This is a genomic window from Marvinbryantia sp., assembly GCF_047017445.1.
Taxonomy (GTDB): domain Bacteria; phylum Bacillota; class Clostridia; order Lachnospirales; family Lachnospiraceae; genus Marvinbryantia.
This window is the reverse complement of the sequence record NZ_JBKXTT010000006.1, coordinates 177151-194104: the sequence shown is the minus strand read 5'-3', so window position 1 is coordinate 194104 and position 16954 is coordinate 177151. Positions and strand designations below refer to the sequence as shown.

The following is a 16954-nucleotide window of genomic DNA, read 5'->3' as shown; positions in this document are numbered from 1 at the left end:
CCTGCGTGTCCGACTGCATGCAAGCATGCGCGGCCACTCAGTACATCGTCTCCGCGTGCTCCGCAGTGCGTTGCTCGGAAACAGAGAGTTTCCTCGCTAAGGGCATTCGCCCTATGGAGCCGCTGTCCTGCGTGTCCGACTGCATGCAAGCATGCGCGGCCACTCAGTACATCGTCTCCGCACTGCTCATTGTTGTCATTATATTAAGATATTGTGAAAAAAGCAAGTGTTTCTTGAGGTTTTGCGGGTTTTGTGTTATGCTACCGTGGAAAGGGGAGATGAAGATGGCAAGAAGAAAGAAAAAAATACATTGGATAAGGTTTATTTTCGAGATACTGATTCTTGTGATCCTGGCGGCGGGGCTTTTTGCAGCGTCAAAATTTATGAAGCTTGGGCGCGGAAGCCTGGATATGGAGAATGTGGTAAAGAATGACAGCATTTCTTCGGATGAGCTGAGTGAGATGAGTGGTTACAAGGATATTGCATTTTTTGGTGTGGACTCCAGAGAGGGAGCGCTGGAATCCGGTACAAACAGCGATACCATTATGATCTGCAGCATCAACCAGAAAACATACGAGGTGAAGCTTGTTTCCGTGTACCGCGATACCTATCTGGACACGATTGACAACGGTTACAATAAGTGCAATTCAGCTTACGCGGTCGGCGGCGCAGAGACGGCAGTCAGTATGCTCAACAAAAATCTGGATCTGAATATTTCGGATTATGTGACGGTTAATTTTGAGGCTGTTGTAGAGCTGGTTGACCTGTTCGGCGGCGTGGACATCAATCTGACAGAGGGAGAGGTGCAGCTTCTGAATGGCTATCTGGTGGAGGGCCGCGAAGTGCTTGGACGTGAATGCGAGGATGTGCCGGGACCGGGGCTTCAGCATCTGAACGGTATGCAGGCGCTTGCTTACAGCCGTATCCGTTACATCGGGCTGGATTACGAGCGCACAGAGCGCCAGAGAACGGTTCTGGAGCAGGTTCTGGAAAAGGTTAAGAGCAGTGGCATCTTCACGCTGAATAAGGCGATCGACACACTGCTTCCAAAGATTTCTACCAGCCTTTCCGTTGCAGAGCTTGTAAAAATAGCTTCCGGGGCAGGAAAACTTAATATTTCAGAGACAACAGGCTTCCCGTTTGACAAGACGACGATGGATATTTCGGCGGGCGACTGTGTCATTCCGGTCAATCTGGCGGCAAATGTTGCGCAGCTCCATGAATTTTTGTATGGCTCCACCGGATACACGCCATCCGCAACCGTGCATGAAATCAGCGGCAACATTTCCGCGGAGATGGGAATTTATTGAAATAAAAGGAATTCTGCAAAAAATATTGAATTTGGGGTAGAAAAATCCGGAAGAGTATGTTAGAATAATTAATAAATCACATTCAACGCAGCGAGAATAGAAGTAATTCGTACAAAAGATAAAGCTGCGTTGTATGTGATTTCTTATTATGGTATGACTGCCATATGACTCTTTGCCCAGGGCATCACAATATTCAAAATCAGAAAGCAAAAGGATATTTTTGAAGGCATTTTTAGGGGAAATCTCAAGCTTTAGGAAAACACTGGATAATCAATTCTATATGGTCGTAAATCATGAATATGATTTTTCACAAAAAAGTGTATAAATATCACAAAAAATAGGGAAAAGAAAATATAACATGCATTTTCGATTGACATAAAAATCTAAAACAGCTATAATTTAATTCGTAATATATTTAATAATATGATATATCAACTTGAGAAAATATGAATGCATGAGGTTAAAAGAATTATGAGAAAGATGAACAGGTTTATTACTGCTCTGTTGGTTCTGCTGTCTGCAGCCGGAATTGGACTGACCTGTATGTTTTTTCAACATGAGCAGAAATTGTCTACGCAGCGTCAGGAAAAGATGCAGATGCTTTCGGATGGACTGCAGCCGATCAATGCACAGCGAAAGGAACTGCAGGAGCGGGACAGTGAATGGCAGAAAACGCTGAATCAGGAGAAGGAAGGAAAGTCGTGTATTATCTTATGTTTTAATACAATGAATGATGTACTTTTGCTTCCCTGAGGAACGAATCTACGACCTGGTGGAATTTCTCCACCTTGCCTTTGGACTTCCCACTCCTGACAGGCGCTGTACGGATGGTGATACCAAGTCTGGAAAGAGAGAACTTCAGCTGTTTTGCCACATACTGTGAACCGTGGTCAAAGTAACAGGCATCGAATTTCCCGTGCTTGAGTATGACTTTCCGGAAAGTATCCTCAACAATTGCTTCTTCCTGATTATCATAAAAACTGGACTGCAGGACATACCGGGAATGATCATCGATTGCTGATGACAGGTACGTCTGCACCATTGCACCATTCTTTCCGATCGGGAGTTTTAAGCCGTATTTGATATCTCCCTGAAGCAGCATCATCCGGTGCGGTTTACAGAAACGTTTGGAAGAACTCTTCCTTGCGTCATTGTACATCTGCATCTGGCGGACACCAAAACCTGCCTTATAAAGATAACGTTCCATGGTGGAGCGCTTTAGTATCCCCGGGACTGCCCATCCTTCCAGTTCCAGTATGTAAATGATCTGCTTCACGGAACGTTTTGGGACTTCCTTTTTCAGTTGGATCGCCTGCTCAAGAATCTCATCAAAGTTCTCAGGCAGTTTCTGAGACCGCCGCTGTTCCCGGTTCATCGGTTTTAATCCGGCGAAACCGCCGTTCCTGTACGCTGCTTCATAGCGGTACAGACTGCGAGGGGATATACCGTTCTTCCCGGCAATGTCTTCTCTCATCTGGATGCGTTTTGCATTATCCAGTGTTTCATCCAGCAGGGGAGCGATCAGCTGATACCGGTTAAGGGCCTGCTCATCCTGCCATTGTTTGTTTTCTGTTGTCTGCATGATCTTTATCCTCCTTTTGGAGGAGCGTACCATACTTGATGTGTGACAACAAAACAAAGTCGGTGCATGGACAACAGACTTAAGAGGATACAAGAAAGCCACCCGAATTGTAAATAAAGCGGAGAATGGTCTCCAGCCATTCTTCGTTGGAACTGCGTAGTTTGTCAAGCAGTGACATGCTGGTACTCAGGAGTTCCTCACCGAATCCCAACAGACGATATCCTACCGATTTCAGATAACCGTCTATCCTTTGATGGTTTACCATCAGCCAGTGATGCCACCTATACATTGTAACCTCACAAGGATAATCTGCCGAATCGTCATCCTCTGGGGTAACGATCCCATCAAGCACCCCTGATATAACTTCCGTGGCATAGTGTTTAAATGGGGCCAGACAATCCGGGAGCTCCCGATGAATCCTTCCGCACTGATGGCATTTGAGCCGACGTATGATATAAATACGACGTTCCCGTCCTTCCAGTAGCATAATCCGTTGACAGGAATCACGGTAAGCTAATGGTTCCCCACAAATAGGACAATAGGATATGGCACTGCTTTCAACAAAAAATATTTTCTTCCTCATTGTAAGTGACGGTGTAATCTGATACAATAATCATGGTTGTAAAACCATAGTCCCAGAGTACACGTCTTGCAAGGAGGGTGCTCTGGGATTCCTTTCATTATACTGATGTCAGTATAATGGTCTATCCAGAGACAATCAAGTAAATCAATTCTTAGTCATATGAGATTAGCATAAACAGTTAAGGAATCCTTATAACTGTCACATAATTATAAATAAGCCCATGTCCTTAATTGTTGATGCTCCTTTAAAATAACATTTTATAGATCTTGTTGCCTTTCGTTAGGTTGCTCTGTATACTGTCATTATCCTACAGAAAGAAAAAATCTCAGAGCACCTTCCTGGACAGTCGCGTACTCTGAGATCTGGTAAAAACCATGTTCATTATAGCAGAGTATACGCTTGTTCGCAATGAGGCAAACGGTGTTTTTTGTTAAGAGCAGTGAAAATGTACCAGGATGTCCTTGCTGTGGTGGACAGCTCAGATACCGGGATTCCAGACTTCGTATTAGAAAGCATGAAGGCGGTAATCGGGATTTTCTGAGTATCCGGAGATTCAAATGTACTACATGTGAGAGCTATCATAATGAACTTCCAGATGTATTGCTTCCATATAAGCACTATGAAGCAGAGGTCATCAGTGGTGTGATCGATGGGATCGTAACGCCTCATGATCAGGATTCTGAAGACTATCCTTCAATCAGTACCATGTTGTACTGGCTGCGGTGGTTTCAACTCAATCTTTCAAACATGGAAGGATATCTTAGAAATGCAGGATACAGTGTTCTCGGACTTGGCAAGGATCTTCTTTTCTCTGACCAGTCACTGCTCGAAGCGGTCAGAAAAAAATATCTCAACTGGCTGGAAAAGACCATCCGTATTATTTACAACAGCGGTGGCTTTCTGCCGGCTTTTTACTGATAAACGCATGCACCTACTTTCGTTCGTCTGTCACAGGTTTTTCCTATATAGTGATCTCAGAAGGAGGTCACGAATTATGAATACAAACCAACAGATAGTAAGACAATGGGAAGAGCAGGAAGCTCTCCATCGTTTCCAGCTCATTTCCCCGCTTCTGCGCGAGGATCTGGATAATGCCAAAAAGCTCCATCTCCGCAAAAAAATCGCCGAGGAAAATGAGATCACGGTTCGTTCTCTATACCGCTATGAAAAAGCATACAGAGAAGGACAGTTTTCCGGATTAAAACCGGCAACCAGGAAGAAACACCGCTCACAGAGACTGCCCGAAAACTTTGAATTTCTTGTAGAACAGGCTATCCAGCTCAGAAAGGAAGTACCGGAACGTTCCATCGCACAAATCATTCTGATCCTTGAGCTGGAAGGCCATGTGGCTCCCGGAGTTTTAAAACGTCCGACTCTGGAACGGCATCTTTATAAGCGTGGTTTTGGCAGGGAACATATGAAGATGTACCGGGATGCACGTGAAAGCTCATCCAAACGGTTCTGTAAGCCACACCGCATGATGCTGATCCAGGGGGACATCAAATATGGCCCCAAACTGCCTATCGGTAAAAATGGAGCAAAAGTCCAGACTTATTTATCTTCAGCGATCGATGATCATTCCAGATATATCCTGTCTTCCCGTTTTTATGATAATCAGGAAGAAATGATTGTGGAAGATACCTTCCATCAGGCTATTATACGCTACGGATCATTCGATGCCTGCTATTTCGATCATGGCAGTCAGTATGTTGCCAGACAGTTAAGCTGCTCCCTTGCCAGACTTGGGATCCGTGTAAAATTCGCACGCATCCGGAGTGGAAAAAGTAAGGGAAAGATTGAAAAGTTCCATCAGGTAGTGGATACCTTCAATCGGGAAGCCAAACTGAAAAATATAAGATCCCTGGAAGAACTGAACCATTTATGGTCCGTCTTCCTTGAAGAGTATTATCACAAAAAGCCGCACGAGGGGATTTCTGAATACTATGAAAGCCTTGGCGCTGCAGTACCTGAAAACGGAATTACGCCGCTTCAGGAATGGAACCGCGATACACGTCCCCTTAACTTCATCAATGCATCTGTTGTTTCTGAGGCATTTCTTCATCATGAAGAACGTAAAGTTGACAAAGGAGCCTGCATCAGTTTCCGGGGACAGCGTTATGAAACTAAGCCTGAACTGATCGGATACAAAGTAGGGATCGCTTACGATCCTGCGGCTCCGGAAGTACTGACTGTCACTTATCCCGGTTATGAGCCCTTCACAGCCAGACCACTTAAGATTGGATCTTACTGTGATAAAAATCCTGCGCTCCCGGTTTCCATGCAGGGACAGAAGCCAAGTACCTCACGCTTTTTAGATGCTCTTGAAATACAGCATGAAAAGAACCGTGAACAGGTAGCCAATGCCATTTCTTTCGCATCTTACAGAAAGGAGGCAGATGGCAATGTATGAAACGTTCTTTGGCATGGAACATACCCCCTTTGTAAGGGATGTCCCTGCAGATAAACTGTATGAATCGGATTCTTTTCGAGAGACTCTTGGACGTCTTGCTTATGTGGCAGACCGCCAGAAGTTTGCAGTAGTCACTGCAGATCCCGGCTGTGGCAAATCTACATTGATCCGCCGCTTTTATGAAGAACTTCCAAAATCGGAATACATTGTCCTTTATCTTTCCGATTCAAAACTGACTCCAAGATGGTTCTATAAAGGACTCCTGGACCAGCTGGGACTGGAATCCAGGTTTTACAGGGGAGATTCCAAACGCCAGTTGCAGCAACAGATCGAGATCATCCGCGGAGTACAGCACAAAAAAGTAGTCTGCATTCTGGATGAAGCACATTTATTGGAAAAAGAGACTCTGGAAGAGTTCCGTTTTCTCCTGAATTACCGCTTTGACTCTATGAGTCCAATGGCCGTTGTATTAGTCGGACAGACCGAACTGTGGACAACAAAACTGAAACTTCAGCGTTACGCTGCAATCCGCCAGCGTATTGACATGTACTGTGTACTTTCTCATCTGGACCGTGCGGAATGTGAAAAATACATCCGCAGTCATCTGGACTATTCCGGATGTCAGCAGGAGTTGTTTACAGAGAAAGCTCTTGATGAAATCTATCATTCATCTATGGGCATTCCAAGGCTGATCAACCGTATCTGTGAGAAAGCATTGATGTATGCGTTTCAACAAAACAAACGCCTGATTGATGATTACATGATTCGTTATGTTACAGAACATGAAATGCTGGAGGTTAGAGAATAGTATGGCAGAGATTCATCCAATCCAGCTTCATATTCAGCCTTATGAGGCTAAACTCGATCTGAATGGCAACAGTTATCACTTAATCTTTGGCAGACAGATAAACGGATGGTTTTTATGTATTCCAAACCACCGGATAGGTGTGGAACTGGCACATCCTTCAGACCGATTCTGGAATAAGGAAAGTCTGGAAGCAGCCGGAATGGAGGCTAATGAAGCTGGTATGATCGCATGTGCTTTAAAAGAACTATCACAGTTTATCTGATAATGCTCTGGGGAGGGCAACTCCCCAGTCTGCTAACAAAAACAGAGACAGAAAACTGAGCAACCTGCTGACAAGTGATAAAATCATATCAGTGACAGCTCATGAAATCACTAACAATTTGTCAAAATACTTGATGAAATTATCAGTACCCATATTGAAGATAAGCGGGTTGTCTATGAAAATATATTAATTAATACAGTCGATACATCATGGGATCAGAGTAGAAATGAATTTTTCTTTCTGATAACGAGAAATCTTTCCTCAGATGCGTTGAATTATTTATATTTGCTTTACTTAGAAATTCCGAAAATGAGGAAAAACAGAGAAAAATCACTTGTGAAAGAATTAATGGATTTACTGCCGCCATATAAGGACTATATATTAACTTTCACAAGTGAACTTATAAGATTTAAGCTGATAACAGGTTCTTCCTTAACTGCATTTGGAGAACAGTATTGTGACTTCATCTTTTCACCGATATGTCCGAAGTCGTGCGAAATGCTTCGGTGACGGTTAATTTTATTGAGACTCGCAAAAAGGTAAATGTGGATAACCTTTCCTGCGAGTCTTTTTGTTGTTTTTGGTGATAAAGATATTATTTCACATGCAGTTTACGATTTTGTCTGGTATATGGTATTCTCCGGTTGAAAATGGGCCCTGTCTATTCCAGGTAAATTAAGTGCTTATCACATGAGCGGTAAATCTACAAGGTTTGCTGCTTTTTTTTATGAAAGGAGAATGTTGGGATCGAATCATAGTGTTCTTAGATGGAGCGGACTCAGATTATGGAAATGCCAGCCAGGGAATATGCCGGTTTTCTCTGATAAGTCGAGGTATGTATTATCGCATTTTAATGTGAGAAGTTTTGCGGAAAAAGGTACCGTATTTGGTATGCATGTTGTCGATTTTTGGCGTATTATATATAGAAATTACGGCAGTATGAGGGTAGAGAAGAAGTGTGGGAGATGGAATTATGGAGGCGGATACAAGACTTATTCGTTTAAAACGGGTTATCCTGATAGTACTATGCGTTGGTTTGTTTGTTTTTGGGCATCTCTTTTGCAGGCATCCAATATCAGATGAATTTAAGAATCTTGCAGGAGTCAGGGAATTACTGCAGATTTGTATCTGGCTATATTCTTTTATGGGAGGTCTTGGAATAGGAATTTTTGATCTGGCAGCGATATTGTTCGGACCTTATCTGGACAATCTGGCAACATGGCTTCTATATCTTTTCATGGGGGTGGCGGGAGCATTCTCTTTTTTTGCAGGAATAGTGACCTTTGATGAGATTAACAGTCAGCAAAGAGTATTGATGAAAGGCGTATTTGATAATAAGAAGAAAGAGGATGAAGAAGATGCGTCGCTGCAGGGTTCAGAAATTATAGAACTGATGTCCAGATCGGTTCGCCTTACTTTTCATATAAAAAATAACGGAAAGCTGGCGAAAGCGGAAGTTGATGAGGAGGAAATGTATAAGATTGAGTGCGTGGAGCCTGTTGAGGAAGAAGGGTGGAGTGCAATCAGAGATTTTCCGGTATATGCAATAAGCCGTATTTTTTATAATGAAAAATACTATACAAAAATCGATATAACAGTAAGTCGGAGAGCAAAAGATAATCCGGTCGTGATAGACCCAGAGCCGGATACGGAAACAGTGAAAGACATGATTCCGGTAGTACAGTATGAGGATGTGCGATGGTATATAGATAAAAAAGATTTTTCAGAGGAACCATTGGATAGTGTGACGGAGGGAGAGGAAGTCGCAGCAATGTGTCAGCTGGGAGGAACTCTGCTGGGAGAGCTCGCGCAATATTTGGGATGTGATGCAGAAAAGGTCCAGATAAACGGCAGGATAGAGCAAATTGACAACAAAGTTATTGGGGATGAGGAATGCATCGAGTTTAAAGATATCCTTAAGAATCCGCTCTATATCAGATATGGGCCGCAGATTACGATCCAGGCACAGATAGGCGGTGAAAAGTCAAGAGATTTTTTCATCCAAAAAAGAGATTTTTTCATCCAAAAAAGAGATGATGGGGAGGAATCTTTTAATTGGGAAGAACAGAAGAATGCAGAACAGTCCTTGCTGGTAATTGAACTGGATTTTGAGGAAGTGGAGGAGTAGAAGGATGAAGAAAATATGGGCAGCTATAATGGGACTTATTTTTACGGCGATAATGTCGTTGACGGGGATCCCGGTTATGGCACAGGAAGAAAGCGTAGAAAATCACTTTGTGATTATGCTGGATACAAGCGGCTCGATGAAAAACATAGACAGCCAAAGGCAGACCGGAGATATGATCATGCGTTTTATTAATAAAATGCCTCTGGCGTCATATCCGGCCAAACTGTCAGTGATGCTGTTTGATACAGAAACGCGGGATTGTCTGGTGGAGGATGGGAATCCCTGGTATTACCTTCCGGATGGCAGTAAGGGAAACCAGATGATTAAGAATGCGCTGGGGGAGATCGAATATGAGGGCGGCTATACAGATATTCGAAAAGCGCTTGCGCATGGCATGGACGTCTTGCAGCAAATGCGGGAGGGAGTTTCTGAATGCAGACAGACGGTTTTGTTTATTACAGACGGATTCCTTGATGTTGCCGGAGATGGGCAGAATTCCAATCTTACGAATATCTGCAGTGCGTATGAAGAAATGATAAAACTGGCGGAACAATTTCCGGAGGATTGCTGTTTTATGGGGATCATACCGGAGATAGAGTCCGTGCCGAAAAGCGTTGCAGTTTTTTCGGAAGAAGGAGAAAAGACGGTCATTAACTACAGTGAAACGCCGGTTAATGGTGAAGAAATGCAGAAGTATCTGATGAAAGTGGTAAACGGGGTGGAGGAATTCAGCAATATTCTGGAGAGCCGGAATCCTCCGACGCAGACCTATCGCTCCAAGACGGAAAAAATAAGGCTGGACGATCCGGGAAGAAGCGCGATGGAGCTGATTGATGAGCAATATGAAGCGTTTTTTGGGGCATTGTTTCATGCGAAGACAAAGGAAATAAAAACGGAGGATTTGGCAGACGGGGTTGACGTTACGATTCCGGAGATTGTCGGAGAAGTAAATATTGCGATCGTTCCGGATGGAGCTTCACAGGAGGAGATTCTGCAAAAGATTACGAAACTGACACAAGATGACGGCGTAAGGATTAAAACGGGTGATTCAGAAGTAGGATTTCTGATGGAATATACGGATACATCCGTCAATTTGAAAATTACAGACCCGCAGTCGGGAGAATATACCTTATCCAGCGCAGAAGAAATCAAGGGAACCGTGACGCTGAAATTCACCTCCTACGGGGAGCTAAAGCTGCAATGCGAGGAGGTTTCAACAGAGCATGTGCTGGGAGATACGCTGCAGATAAAGGGAAAGCTCACCGGTCCAAATGGAGAAGCAGTATCGGATGACTGTATGAAACATGTAAAATTATCCGTTACGGAGGCGGGCAGCGACAGAGAGCTTGCGATTACAGATGTGGAGGGCAGTTCCTTTACGGCAGAATATCCGCTGAACAGAACGGGAGCCTATTATCTTACCGTGAAATGGGAGTACAGCGATCTGACTTCCGAAGAAAGTGTCGGAATAACGGATTGCTGGGATTGGGGCGAAACCATTTATGTAGAGGTGCCGGAGGTGGAGTACGCTCTAAAAGAGGTGCCGGAAAAAAGCATCTGTTATGAGAACGTTCCGTTTGTGCTGAAACCATATTCGATTGCTGCCGAAAAAACGCTGGCGGTTCGTGCGGAGGATTGCGAGCAGTTTCTGGAGGACAGCTGGATAGTAAGGATCAATGGAGAAGAAGCGGGCCGGGCAGCCGCTGATACGCAGCGGGGTGGATTTTACTTTGATAAAAAATTTACAGAGGAAGGCAACTATACCGTAGAGTTTTATAATGAGCGCAGCGGACAGAGCCTCAGTACGGAAATATCGGTTGCGTATGTTCCACTGCAGCTGGAAGTACCGGAAGAGGGCGCGCTGGGAAATGAGATTGAAATTGTCGTGAAGCATCCGCAGGAAATTTCAGAGGCAGATCAGTGCGAAATAACGGTAACCGATGAAAACCAGGAGATATGCCAGCAGAAAACGGTTTCCTTTGAAGAGGGGCGCGCCGGCGTGAGCTTCCGGCCGGAGAAAGAAGGAAACTATTATGTGACGGCACAGGCGGGGAGCATGGAGCAGGTAAGCGGAGAGATTCAAATTGTAAATCATGCGCCTGAAAAGACGGCGGATATGCCGGAGCGTCTGATTATCCCGTGTATGCTGTATAAAAGCTGCGGGACAGAGGTGGATGTGGGAACCTGGTTTACGGATCCCGATTCTCATAGCTGGACAGTCCAATTCTCAGAGAATGAATATTTTGAGCCGGATAGCTCTGCAGTAAATTCGGAAGGTGGGACGCAGGTGCGGATCGGCAGAAAAACGGAAAGACGGATACACCTGCCGCAAACCGCGGAGCTGTCTTATACGATCGTTGACGAATATGGCAAGACAGGTGTAAGCGGAACGCTGCTTATCGAGGAAAAAATAGCGGGAGAGATAAAATGGGGCGTATTGCTTTTAGCAGCCGTTGTCATTTTTGTTTTTTGGGGTTCCAGGAAAATTTACAGAGATCAAAGAATCCCGGTTACCATTCACTATGGAGGCGGCAGCTTTACCAGATGGATCTTGCAGCGGGAAGGAAAAAGAAAAGTTATTCGCAGGCACTGGAGAAAACTTGCAATCGTATGGTTTGAAGACGGAAATATATTGTATGAATATCAGGGGCAGACAGGAATGGCAGATCAGTTTATGAATATTTATTTGAGATAAAGGGAGAGGGATATGGATATAAAAAAGTACACAGAGGCGGAATGGAAGGACGTACATAATGGGATCAGATACGTGCAGGCCCATAATAAGGATGTAAAAATGAAGGATATCCCTGTTCTTCTGGTTGGACTTGGAGGAAGCGGCATTAAAGCGATGCTTTCGTTTAAAGAAAAGGCGGAGTCTATATATCCGAAGGAAAATAGTGCGAATCTGGAGTATCTGGCAATTGATACGGATGATATAGGGAAAGATGCTAATATTTCCAGAAAGGATACGATCATTATTCAGAGCGCGGACACGGCAATGCTGCTGCGGGAGGGTGCGGAAGATAAAGAGATCATCCCGAAGGAAATCAAATACTGGCTGGATCCAAGGATGTCGCCGTTTAAGGTGATGAATGGTGCGGCGGGGATCCGACAGGCGGGACGCTTAATACTGTTTTTAAATATTCTTGAGGTTTACCAGGCGCTGGAAAAGAAGATATCCAGAATAAGAGTAGGGTACGACCTGCATAAGATCCGTATACAGGTGTATTTATTCACCGGGATCGGCGGGGGCACAGGCTCCGGGATGTTTGTTGATATCAGTTATCTTATAAGAAAGATCTGTCCTAACGCGGATATGAACGGCATCATTATTATGCCGGATGTATCCTGCCAGAAGAAAGGTTTGCGTGATATTACCAAAAGAAATATTAAAAGAAACGGTTTTGCAGCATTAAAGGAACTGGAATATCTGATGATGTTGAGACGGTATAACGAGTGGTTTCGTCAGGGATATCCGGGGAATATCGGGGAGATCTATACACAGGTGCCAATTTTTGATAATTGTATTTTGGTGGGTTCGCAGGAAGAGGGGCGCAAAGCGGTCAGCACGGAAGAGGAAGTATACGAGAGAATCGGTGAGTATGTCCTGACCGAGCTGCAGGAAAAATCAATCCGGTCATTTGGAATAGAGTCTTTTAAAAGTAATCTGGCCAGTCAGAATGCGGATAAGGAATGTTTTTTTGAGCAATATGCGGCAATTGGAGCGAAGACAGAGTATATACCGGTAGATCAATATTACAGCCTCTGGCTGAGCGATACCATAAACGCATTTCTGCAGGATATAAAGGTGGACATTGACAGCAATGAAAAACCCTGGGTGCAAAGGTTTAAAGACGATCTGAAGCAATGGGTGGAGGAGGTTTACGACAAAGCCGGAAAAAATCTGCGCGTATCCGATGAAGCGGCGGGGTACCAGATAAAGACTCTGCAGACAAGCCTGCTTGAGAAATTCAGGGAGGTGGTGAAACAGAATGATGAGGACACGATAATTATAAAATATTGCCTGCAGGACGGAACGTGGACGGAGAAATTTAAAAAGGAAATTCAGAGATATTGCGAGGGGTTATATCCCAAGCGTTACCTTGGGAAAAAAGCAAATGAACTGAAAAAAGATCTGGGACAGATATATCTGGAAAGCTTTTGCGGGGCATATGGACAGGACGATCCGGCAGACTGCGAGGGCATAAAAAAGCTTGTTGAATTGCTGGAACATATCCGGAACAGATGCAGGGCTTACTGGGAAAATACGTTTGACGAGGAAAAGCTGTTTTCCGGAAAAGCGTTTGAAACGCGCAGAGAGAGCGATGCTTATCAGAAAAGTATTGCGGCAGCGAAGAGGGTGATCATCAGAGATTATCTGGAACATCCGGAAAAGTGGAATGGACAGAAAGCTGAGGATAAAATTGAATGGCTCTCTGATTATGTTGCCCGGCTGTTAGATCCCTGTTTTAATGAGAGCGGCTGCCGATCCATTTTTCAGCTTCTGGAATATCATGAAAATGGCAGACAGATGATGGAAATTCATTTGCAGGAAATGTTTGACCGGCTGGATAAAACGCGCCAGCTCTGGCCAACTGCCGCTACGATGGTAAAAACGTATAACAGTTATGAAATTCTGGTCGTTCCGAGCCGCGAGGGCGTAGATAGACTGGCGGAAAGGTGGGCGGAAACGGCAAACACAAATGTGAGCATTGTTCCGAGCGATATTGACCAGCGGTTTTCGAAGGTTTTGTATGTGCCCGGATACTCGCTGTACAGTTATGAGGGGCTTCCGGAGTTTGAAAATGAATACAATGCGCAGACGAATAAGTACGGAGTTCATTTGTATGCGTCGGAAGATACGAACTGGGAATATCTTCCGTCACCATATTTTGAGACTAAATGGAGAGCGGAGGACAGGTCAGCGAGAAGCGATGAAAAAAAGCTGAATGATATTTACCGGGAGATATTTGACAGGGCTGCCGGGTATGGGATCATTACCTATGAAGAGGATAAAAAAATGTATTGTTTCCGGGTAGAATGCACTCGCGGGGACGTGCTGCTGGATGGGGAAGGTCCGGAAGGGGCAATAACCATATATGTAGGAAATATCGAAAATGTCGGGGAAGATCCTTCTTATGAGAAGCTGGTAAAAGATATGTTTATACATATGTTTACTTATCGCGACAGGGTAGCAGAAGCGGTGAAGAGAGCAGAGGGGACTTCATGAGAGCGCGTATAGACGGGCTGATACAAGAAAGAGATATAACGGATATGAACGGCGGAATCATTCCGGATAATCCGATCGCGTTTGTCTTTGCCGGGGAGGATGCGGCGGAAAAATATCGTCAGGTATACCGTTTTTGGGGAGATGCAGATTATATCATCTATATACAGATTCTTGGAGAAGGGGAAGAACGTATTGAGGATGAGCAGGCTGTGATTTTCGAAACGGATACCGACGGCGCGCTGCAGAACGGAGACGAATATTTCGAGTGTCTTGACAAGGTGATCCGCAGGACAAAAAGACATTGTTATGTGAATCATGCAGATATAGATGTTATAGTCCTTGCGGAGGAGCAGACCAGCGCGCAAATGGCAGTGATCTGCAGGGAAATGTATCATTCCTTTTTTACGGCATATTTTAATCATGTATTTTTTGAGATATATTTCTGGATTGTGGAGAACTTTTCCGACAGAAAGCTTGAGGCGGACAGGAAACGCAAATTTTTTGAGCAGGTGGCGTGCCTGGAAGAAATAGAATGGGTCCGGTTTATTTTCCTGATTTCAGAAGTGATGAACACGGAAAGACTGGTGAAAGATAAAAGCATATACACCCGGATCGCCGTGGATTCCGCTATACTGGGAAATTGCAGCGGGAACAGGATGGGGCGGAAGGGAATCAGCATATATAGTGACCTTCTCGAACGGACAGCGGTAACAGACAGCAAGCTTCTCACAATAGGGCGGGTGTCACTGGAGATTTCACATGCTGTCAGAAAAATCATATTCTGTATGTGCCTGTTAGAAAAAATTTCTGAGGTTCGGGTGGAAAAGACGGATATAAAGAATATGCAGTACACCGACAGAGGGATCATAGAGCGCCGGATCAGTGCGGAACTGGCAGAGCTTCAGAGAGGACTCCCAGGTGTGAGCTGTCATGAGAACATATCCTTTGACCAGATGGGATTGAAGCGGATGGAGGATATACTGTACAAATGTTTTTACAATAATCATACGGAGTATATGCGCATCAACAGTCCTGTTTACAAAAAGGAATGTGAGGCGGCGGTACAAAATTACTGCAATACTCAGCTGGAGGGCTGGCTTAATGAAAATATCTGCCGCTTTACAAAGAATGTCTTTGACGATAAAGAGATAGACAGTTTTGTGGGTGCGGTGCGTCAGAAATATAAAGAGAAAGTGACGGATGCACAGACAGCTCTGAAGCGCCAGAGGGAAGCATTTTACGGCTGGACGCAGCAGAAAAGCATGAAAGCTTCCAGGAAGATCCGAAAAGAATATCGGGATCATTTTCAGATGTACCTGCTGAGTGAATGGGGCAGATATTATATTTCGCAGCTAAACTGTGAGATGGTTTTAGAAAGCATAAAGACCATGCAATATTATCTGATCAACTGGAAAGATAAAATGTACGCAAAACGTCAGACCTATTTTCAGTATCTAAAAATGTTGCGGCATCAGTATGATATCGTATTTTCTGACAGCTGTAAACCGGAGCAGATGGAACTGGAGAGATATAGAAAGAGCTTATACAGAACGCTGGAGCGCAATCCGGCATTTGTAGAAAACTGCTATAAAAGCCTTAGCCGCCGGATCTGCGAAAGCCAGGAGACGAGCCGCGTAATAGAAGAAGCGCTTGCCCAATTTATGGATGATATGCGTATGGTTCGGGAAAACGATGGGGAGAGAGCCGGCTCGCAGGAGGAAGGCAGCAATGAGCAGAAATCGTTTTATTCTGAACTGTATAAAGAAATCGTATCGGAAAAACTGTTTCATACGCGCGGCAGTATCTGCAATATTCAGCCTTATATCTGCATCATGGGAAGCAGAGAGGGGGCATTTATCCAATATGGACTGAAAAACAATGAAGAAGAAAAAATTATCTATGATGTAGAATGCTGCAGATTTCCGGTCGTTATGTATTATCAGCATATTGATCGGGTAGAGGAACTGTTTCTGCACAGCTTTTACAGCCCGGGAGGTGAAGAGGGGTAGATGATATGGGAAATTCAGGATGACCTGTCAGAGAATGAACTCCTTCTGAAATATGATTTTGCAGATCAAAAGTGTATTTACTGGGATTTTGTATTGGGCAGCAGGTATGATCTCTGTGCAGTTTTTCCGTGGAATGGCAGTGAAACGCTGCAGGGGCTGAAAAAAAGGGGGACGCGCCCCATTCTTTACCATAAGAAACTGAGACTGCATCACAGGATTACAAAGGCGGCGGAGGCTTCCTGCTATATATTATTTCCGGCGGCGATACAGGATAATATGCTGACGATAGGAAACCAGCGGTCTGGAAATATAGTATATGTAAACAGACTGCATGATCAGCTTGACATTATGCTTATGCGGGAAAAAAGAAAGCGGAGATTCTTTTTCTTCTGGAAGAAATATTATGCCGGGGAAAAGCAGAGCCTGAAAATAAACAGGAACATCAACGCATTATATTATAAACTAACAGGAAACAGTAATCTCTATATGCTGGGGATTACCGGAGAAGCAGCATATATTTATCTGAGAGAGGGAGAAGAAATTACTTTCTTTGCGGACCGGGAATGCACAAGAAAGCTGGAAGTGAATTCATGAACATTCTTATTGCAGGAAAAAATACAGTTAAGTATCTT

At 44.2% G+C, this 16954-nt stretch carries 13 protein-coding genes and 1 pseudogene; 11 read left to right on the top strand and 3 right to left on the bottom strand.

Annotated features, from left to right (window positions below; all coding sequences use genetic code 11):
* Window positions 1-284: 284 nt before the first annotated feature.
* Both ACLU9Q_RS08945 and ACLU9Q_RS08940 read left to right on the top strand, forming a co-directional pair.
* Window positions 285-1310 (top strand): LCP family protein, encoded by a 1026-nt coding sequence (locus ACLU9Q_RS08945; RefSeq protein ID WP_412625054.1) that lies wholly within the window; start codon window positions 285-287, stop codon window positions 1308-1310.
* A 471-nt stretch (window positions 1311-1781) separates the two neighbouring features.
* Window positions 1782-2063 carry a hypothetical protein gene (locus tag ACLU9Q_RS08940; RefSeq protein ID WP_412625053.1) on the top strand — a complete coding sequence of 94 codons (282 nt, stop codon included), beginning with the start codon at window positions 1782-1784 and terminating at the stop codon, window positions 2061-2063.
* Here the strand turns inward: ACLU9Q_RS08940 and ACLU9Q_RS08935 are convergent.
* From ACLU9Q_RS08935 to ACLU9Q_RS08925, 3 genes and pseudogenes are all read right to left on the bottom strand, one after another.
* Complete coding sequence (locus tag ACLU9Q_RS08935) at window positions 2029-2892, bottom strand: DDE-type integrase/transposase/recombinase (RefSeq protein WP_412625052.1); 864 nt, start codon at window positions 2890-2892, stop codon at window positions 2029-2031. The genes ACLU9Q_RS08940 and ACLU9Q_RS08935 overlap by 35 nt on opposite strands.
* Window positions 2893-2971: 79 nt before the next feature.
* Window positions 2972-3181, bottom strand: coding sequence for a hypothetical protein (locus tag ACLU9Q_RS08930; protein ID WP_412625094.1), 210 nt, complete (start codon window positions 3179-3181; stop codon window positions 2972-2974).
* Window positions 3182-3475: pseudogene (locus tag ACLU9Q_RS08925) on the bottom strand (DUF6431 domain-containing protein); the annotation flags it as partial. It lies immediately after the preceding gene.
* Between the two features lie 420 nt (window positions 3476-3895).
* Here ACLU9Q_RS08925 and ACLU9Q_RS08920 point away from each other — a divergent pair.
* From ACLU9Q_RS08920 to ACLU9Q_RS08880, 9 genes are all read left to right on the top strand, one after another.
* Window positions 3896-4393 carry a DUF6431 domain-containing protein gene (locus tag ACLU9Q_RS08920; RefSeq protein WP_178818214.1) on the top strand — a complete coding sequence of 166 codons (498 nt, stop codon included), beginning with the start codon at window positions 3896-3898 and terminating at the stop codon, window positions 4391-4393.
* Window positions 4394-4469: 76 nt separating this feature from the next.
* The gene (locus ACLU9Q_RS08915; protein ID WP_178818212.1) at window positions 4470-5885 is read left to right on the top strand and encodes a DDE-type integrase/transposase/recombinase; all 1416 of its coding nucleotides are present in this window, start codon (window positions 4470-4472) and stop codon (window positions 5883-5885) included.
* Complete coding sequence (locus ACLU9Q_RS08910) at window positions 5878-6693, top strand: AAA family ATPase (protein ID WP_178818210.1); 816 nt, start codon at window positions 5878-5880, stop codon at window positions 6691-6693. Before ACLU9Q_RS08915 ends, ACLU9Q_RS08910 begins: the two co-directional genes overlap by 8 nt.
* A gap of 1 nt (window position 6694) precedes the next feature.
* A complete protein-coding gene (locus tag ACLU9Q_RS08905) occupies window positions 6695-6955 on the top strand; it encodes a DUF6618 family protein (protein ID WP_178818208.1) in 261 nt (86 codons plus the stop codon).
* A gap of 973 nt (window positions 6956-7928) precedes the next feature.
* Entirely contained in the window at window positions 7929-9083 is a 1155-nt protein-coding gene (locus tag ACLU9Q_RS08900; RefSeq protein ID WP_412625050.1) for a hypothetical protein, read from the top strand.
* Window positions 9084-9087: 4 nt separating this feature from the next.
* Complete coding sequence (locus ACLU9Q_RS08895; RefSeq protein ID WP_412625048.1) at window positions 9088-11778, top strand: vWA domain-containing protein; 2691 nt, start codon at window positions 9088-9090, stop codon at window positions 11776-11778.
* 12 nt (window positions 11779-11790) lie between these two features.
* Window positions 11791-14313, top strand: coding sequence for a tubulin-like doman-containing protein (locus ACLU9Q_RS08890; RefSeq protein ID WP_412625046.1), 2523 nt, complete (start codon window positions 11791-11793; stop codon window positions 14311-14313).
* On the top strand, window positions 14310-16322 hold the full coding sequence (locus ACLU9Q_RS08885; protein WP_412625093.1) for a hypothetical protein: 2013 nt from the start codon (window positions 14310-14312) through the stop codon (window positions 16320-16322). The genes ACLU9Q_RS08890 and ACLU9Q_RS08885 overlap by 4 nt, the downstream gene beginning before the upstream one ends.
* On the top strand, window positions 16323-16916 hold the full coding sequence (locus tag ACLU9Q_RS08880; RefSeq protein WP_412625044.1) for a hypothetical protein: 594 nt from the start codon (window positions 16323-16325) through the stop codon (window positions 16914-16916). It abuts the gene before it with no gap.
* Window positions 16917-16954 lie beyond the last annotated feature (38 nt).

Coding starts and splice junctions, on each gene's coding strand:
- ACLU9Q_RS08900 (WP_412625050.1), top strand. CDS start 7,929: ATGGAGGCGGATACAAGACTTATTCGTTTAAAACGGGTTATCCTGATA.
- ACLU9Q_RS08905 (WP_178818208.1), top strand. CDS start 6,695: ATGGCAGAGATTCATCCAATCCAGCTTCATATTCAGCCTTATGAGGCT.
- ACLU9Q_RS08885 (WP_412625093.1), top strand. CDS start 14,310: ATGAGAGCGCGTATAGACGGGCTGATACAAGAAAGAGATATAACGGAT.
- ACLU9Q_RS08910 (WP_178818210.1), top strand. CDS start 5,878: ATGTATGAAACGTTCTTTGGCATGGAACATACCCCCTTTGTAAGGGAT.
- ACLU9Q_RS08880 (WP_412625044.1), top strand. CDS start 16,323: ATGATATGGGAAATTCAGGATGACCTGTCAGAGAATGAACTCCTTCTG.
- ACLU9Q_RS08935 (WP_412625052.1), bottom strand. CDS start 2,892: ATGCAGACAACAGAAAACAAACAATGGCAGGATGAGCAGGCCCTTAAC.
- ACLU9Q_RS08945 (WP_412625054.1), top strand. CDS start 285: ATGGCAAGAAGAAAGAAAAAAATACATTGGATAAGGTTTATTTTCGAG.
- ACLU9Q_RS08915 (WP_178818212.1), top strand. CDS start 4,470: ATGAATACAAACCAACAGATAGTAAGACAATGGGAAGAGCAGGAAGCT.
- ACLU9Q_RS08930 (WP_412625094.1), bottom strand. CDS start 3,181: ATGTATAGGTGGCATCACTGGCTGATGGTAAACCATCAAAGGATAGAC.
- ACLU9Q_RS08895 (WP_412625048.1), top strand. CDS start 9,088: ATGAAGAAAATATGGGCAGCTATAATGGGACTTATTTTTACGGCGATA.
- ACLU9Q_RS08940 (WP_412625053.1), top strand. CDS start 1,782: ATGAGAAAGATGAACAGGTTTATTACTGCTCTGTTGGTTCTGCTGTCT.
- ACLU9Q_RS08890 (WP_412625046.1), top strand. CDS start 11,791: ATGGATATAAAAAAGTACACAGAGGCGGAATGGAAGGACGTACATAAT.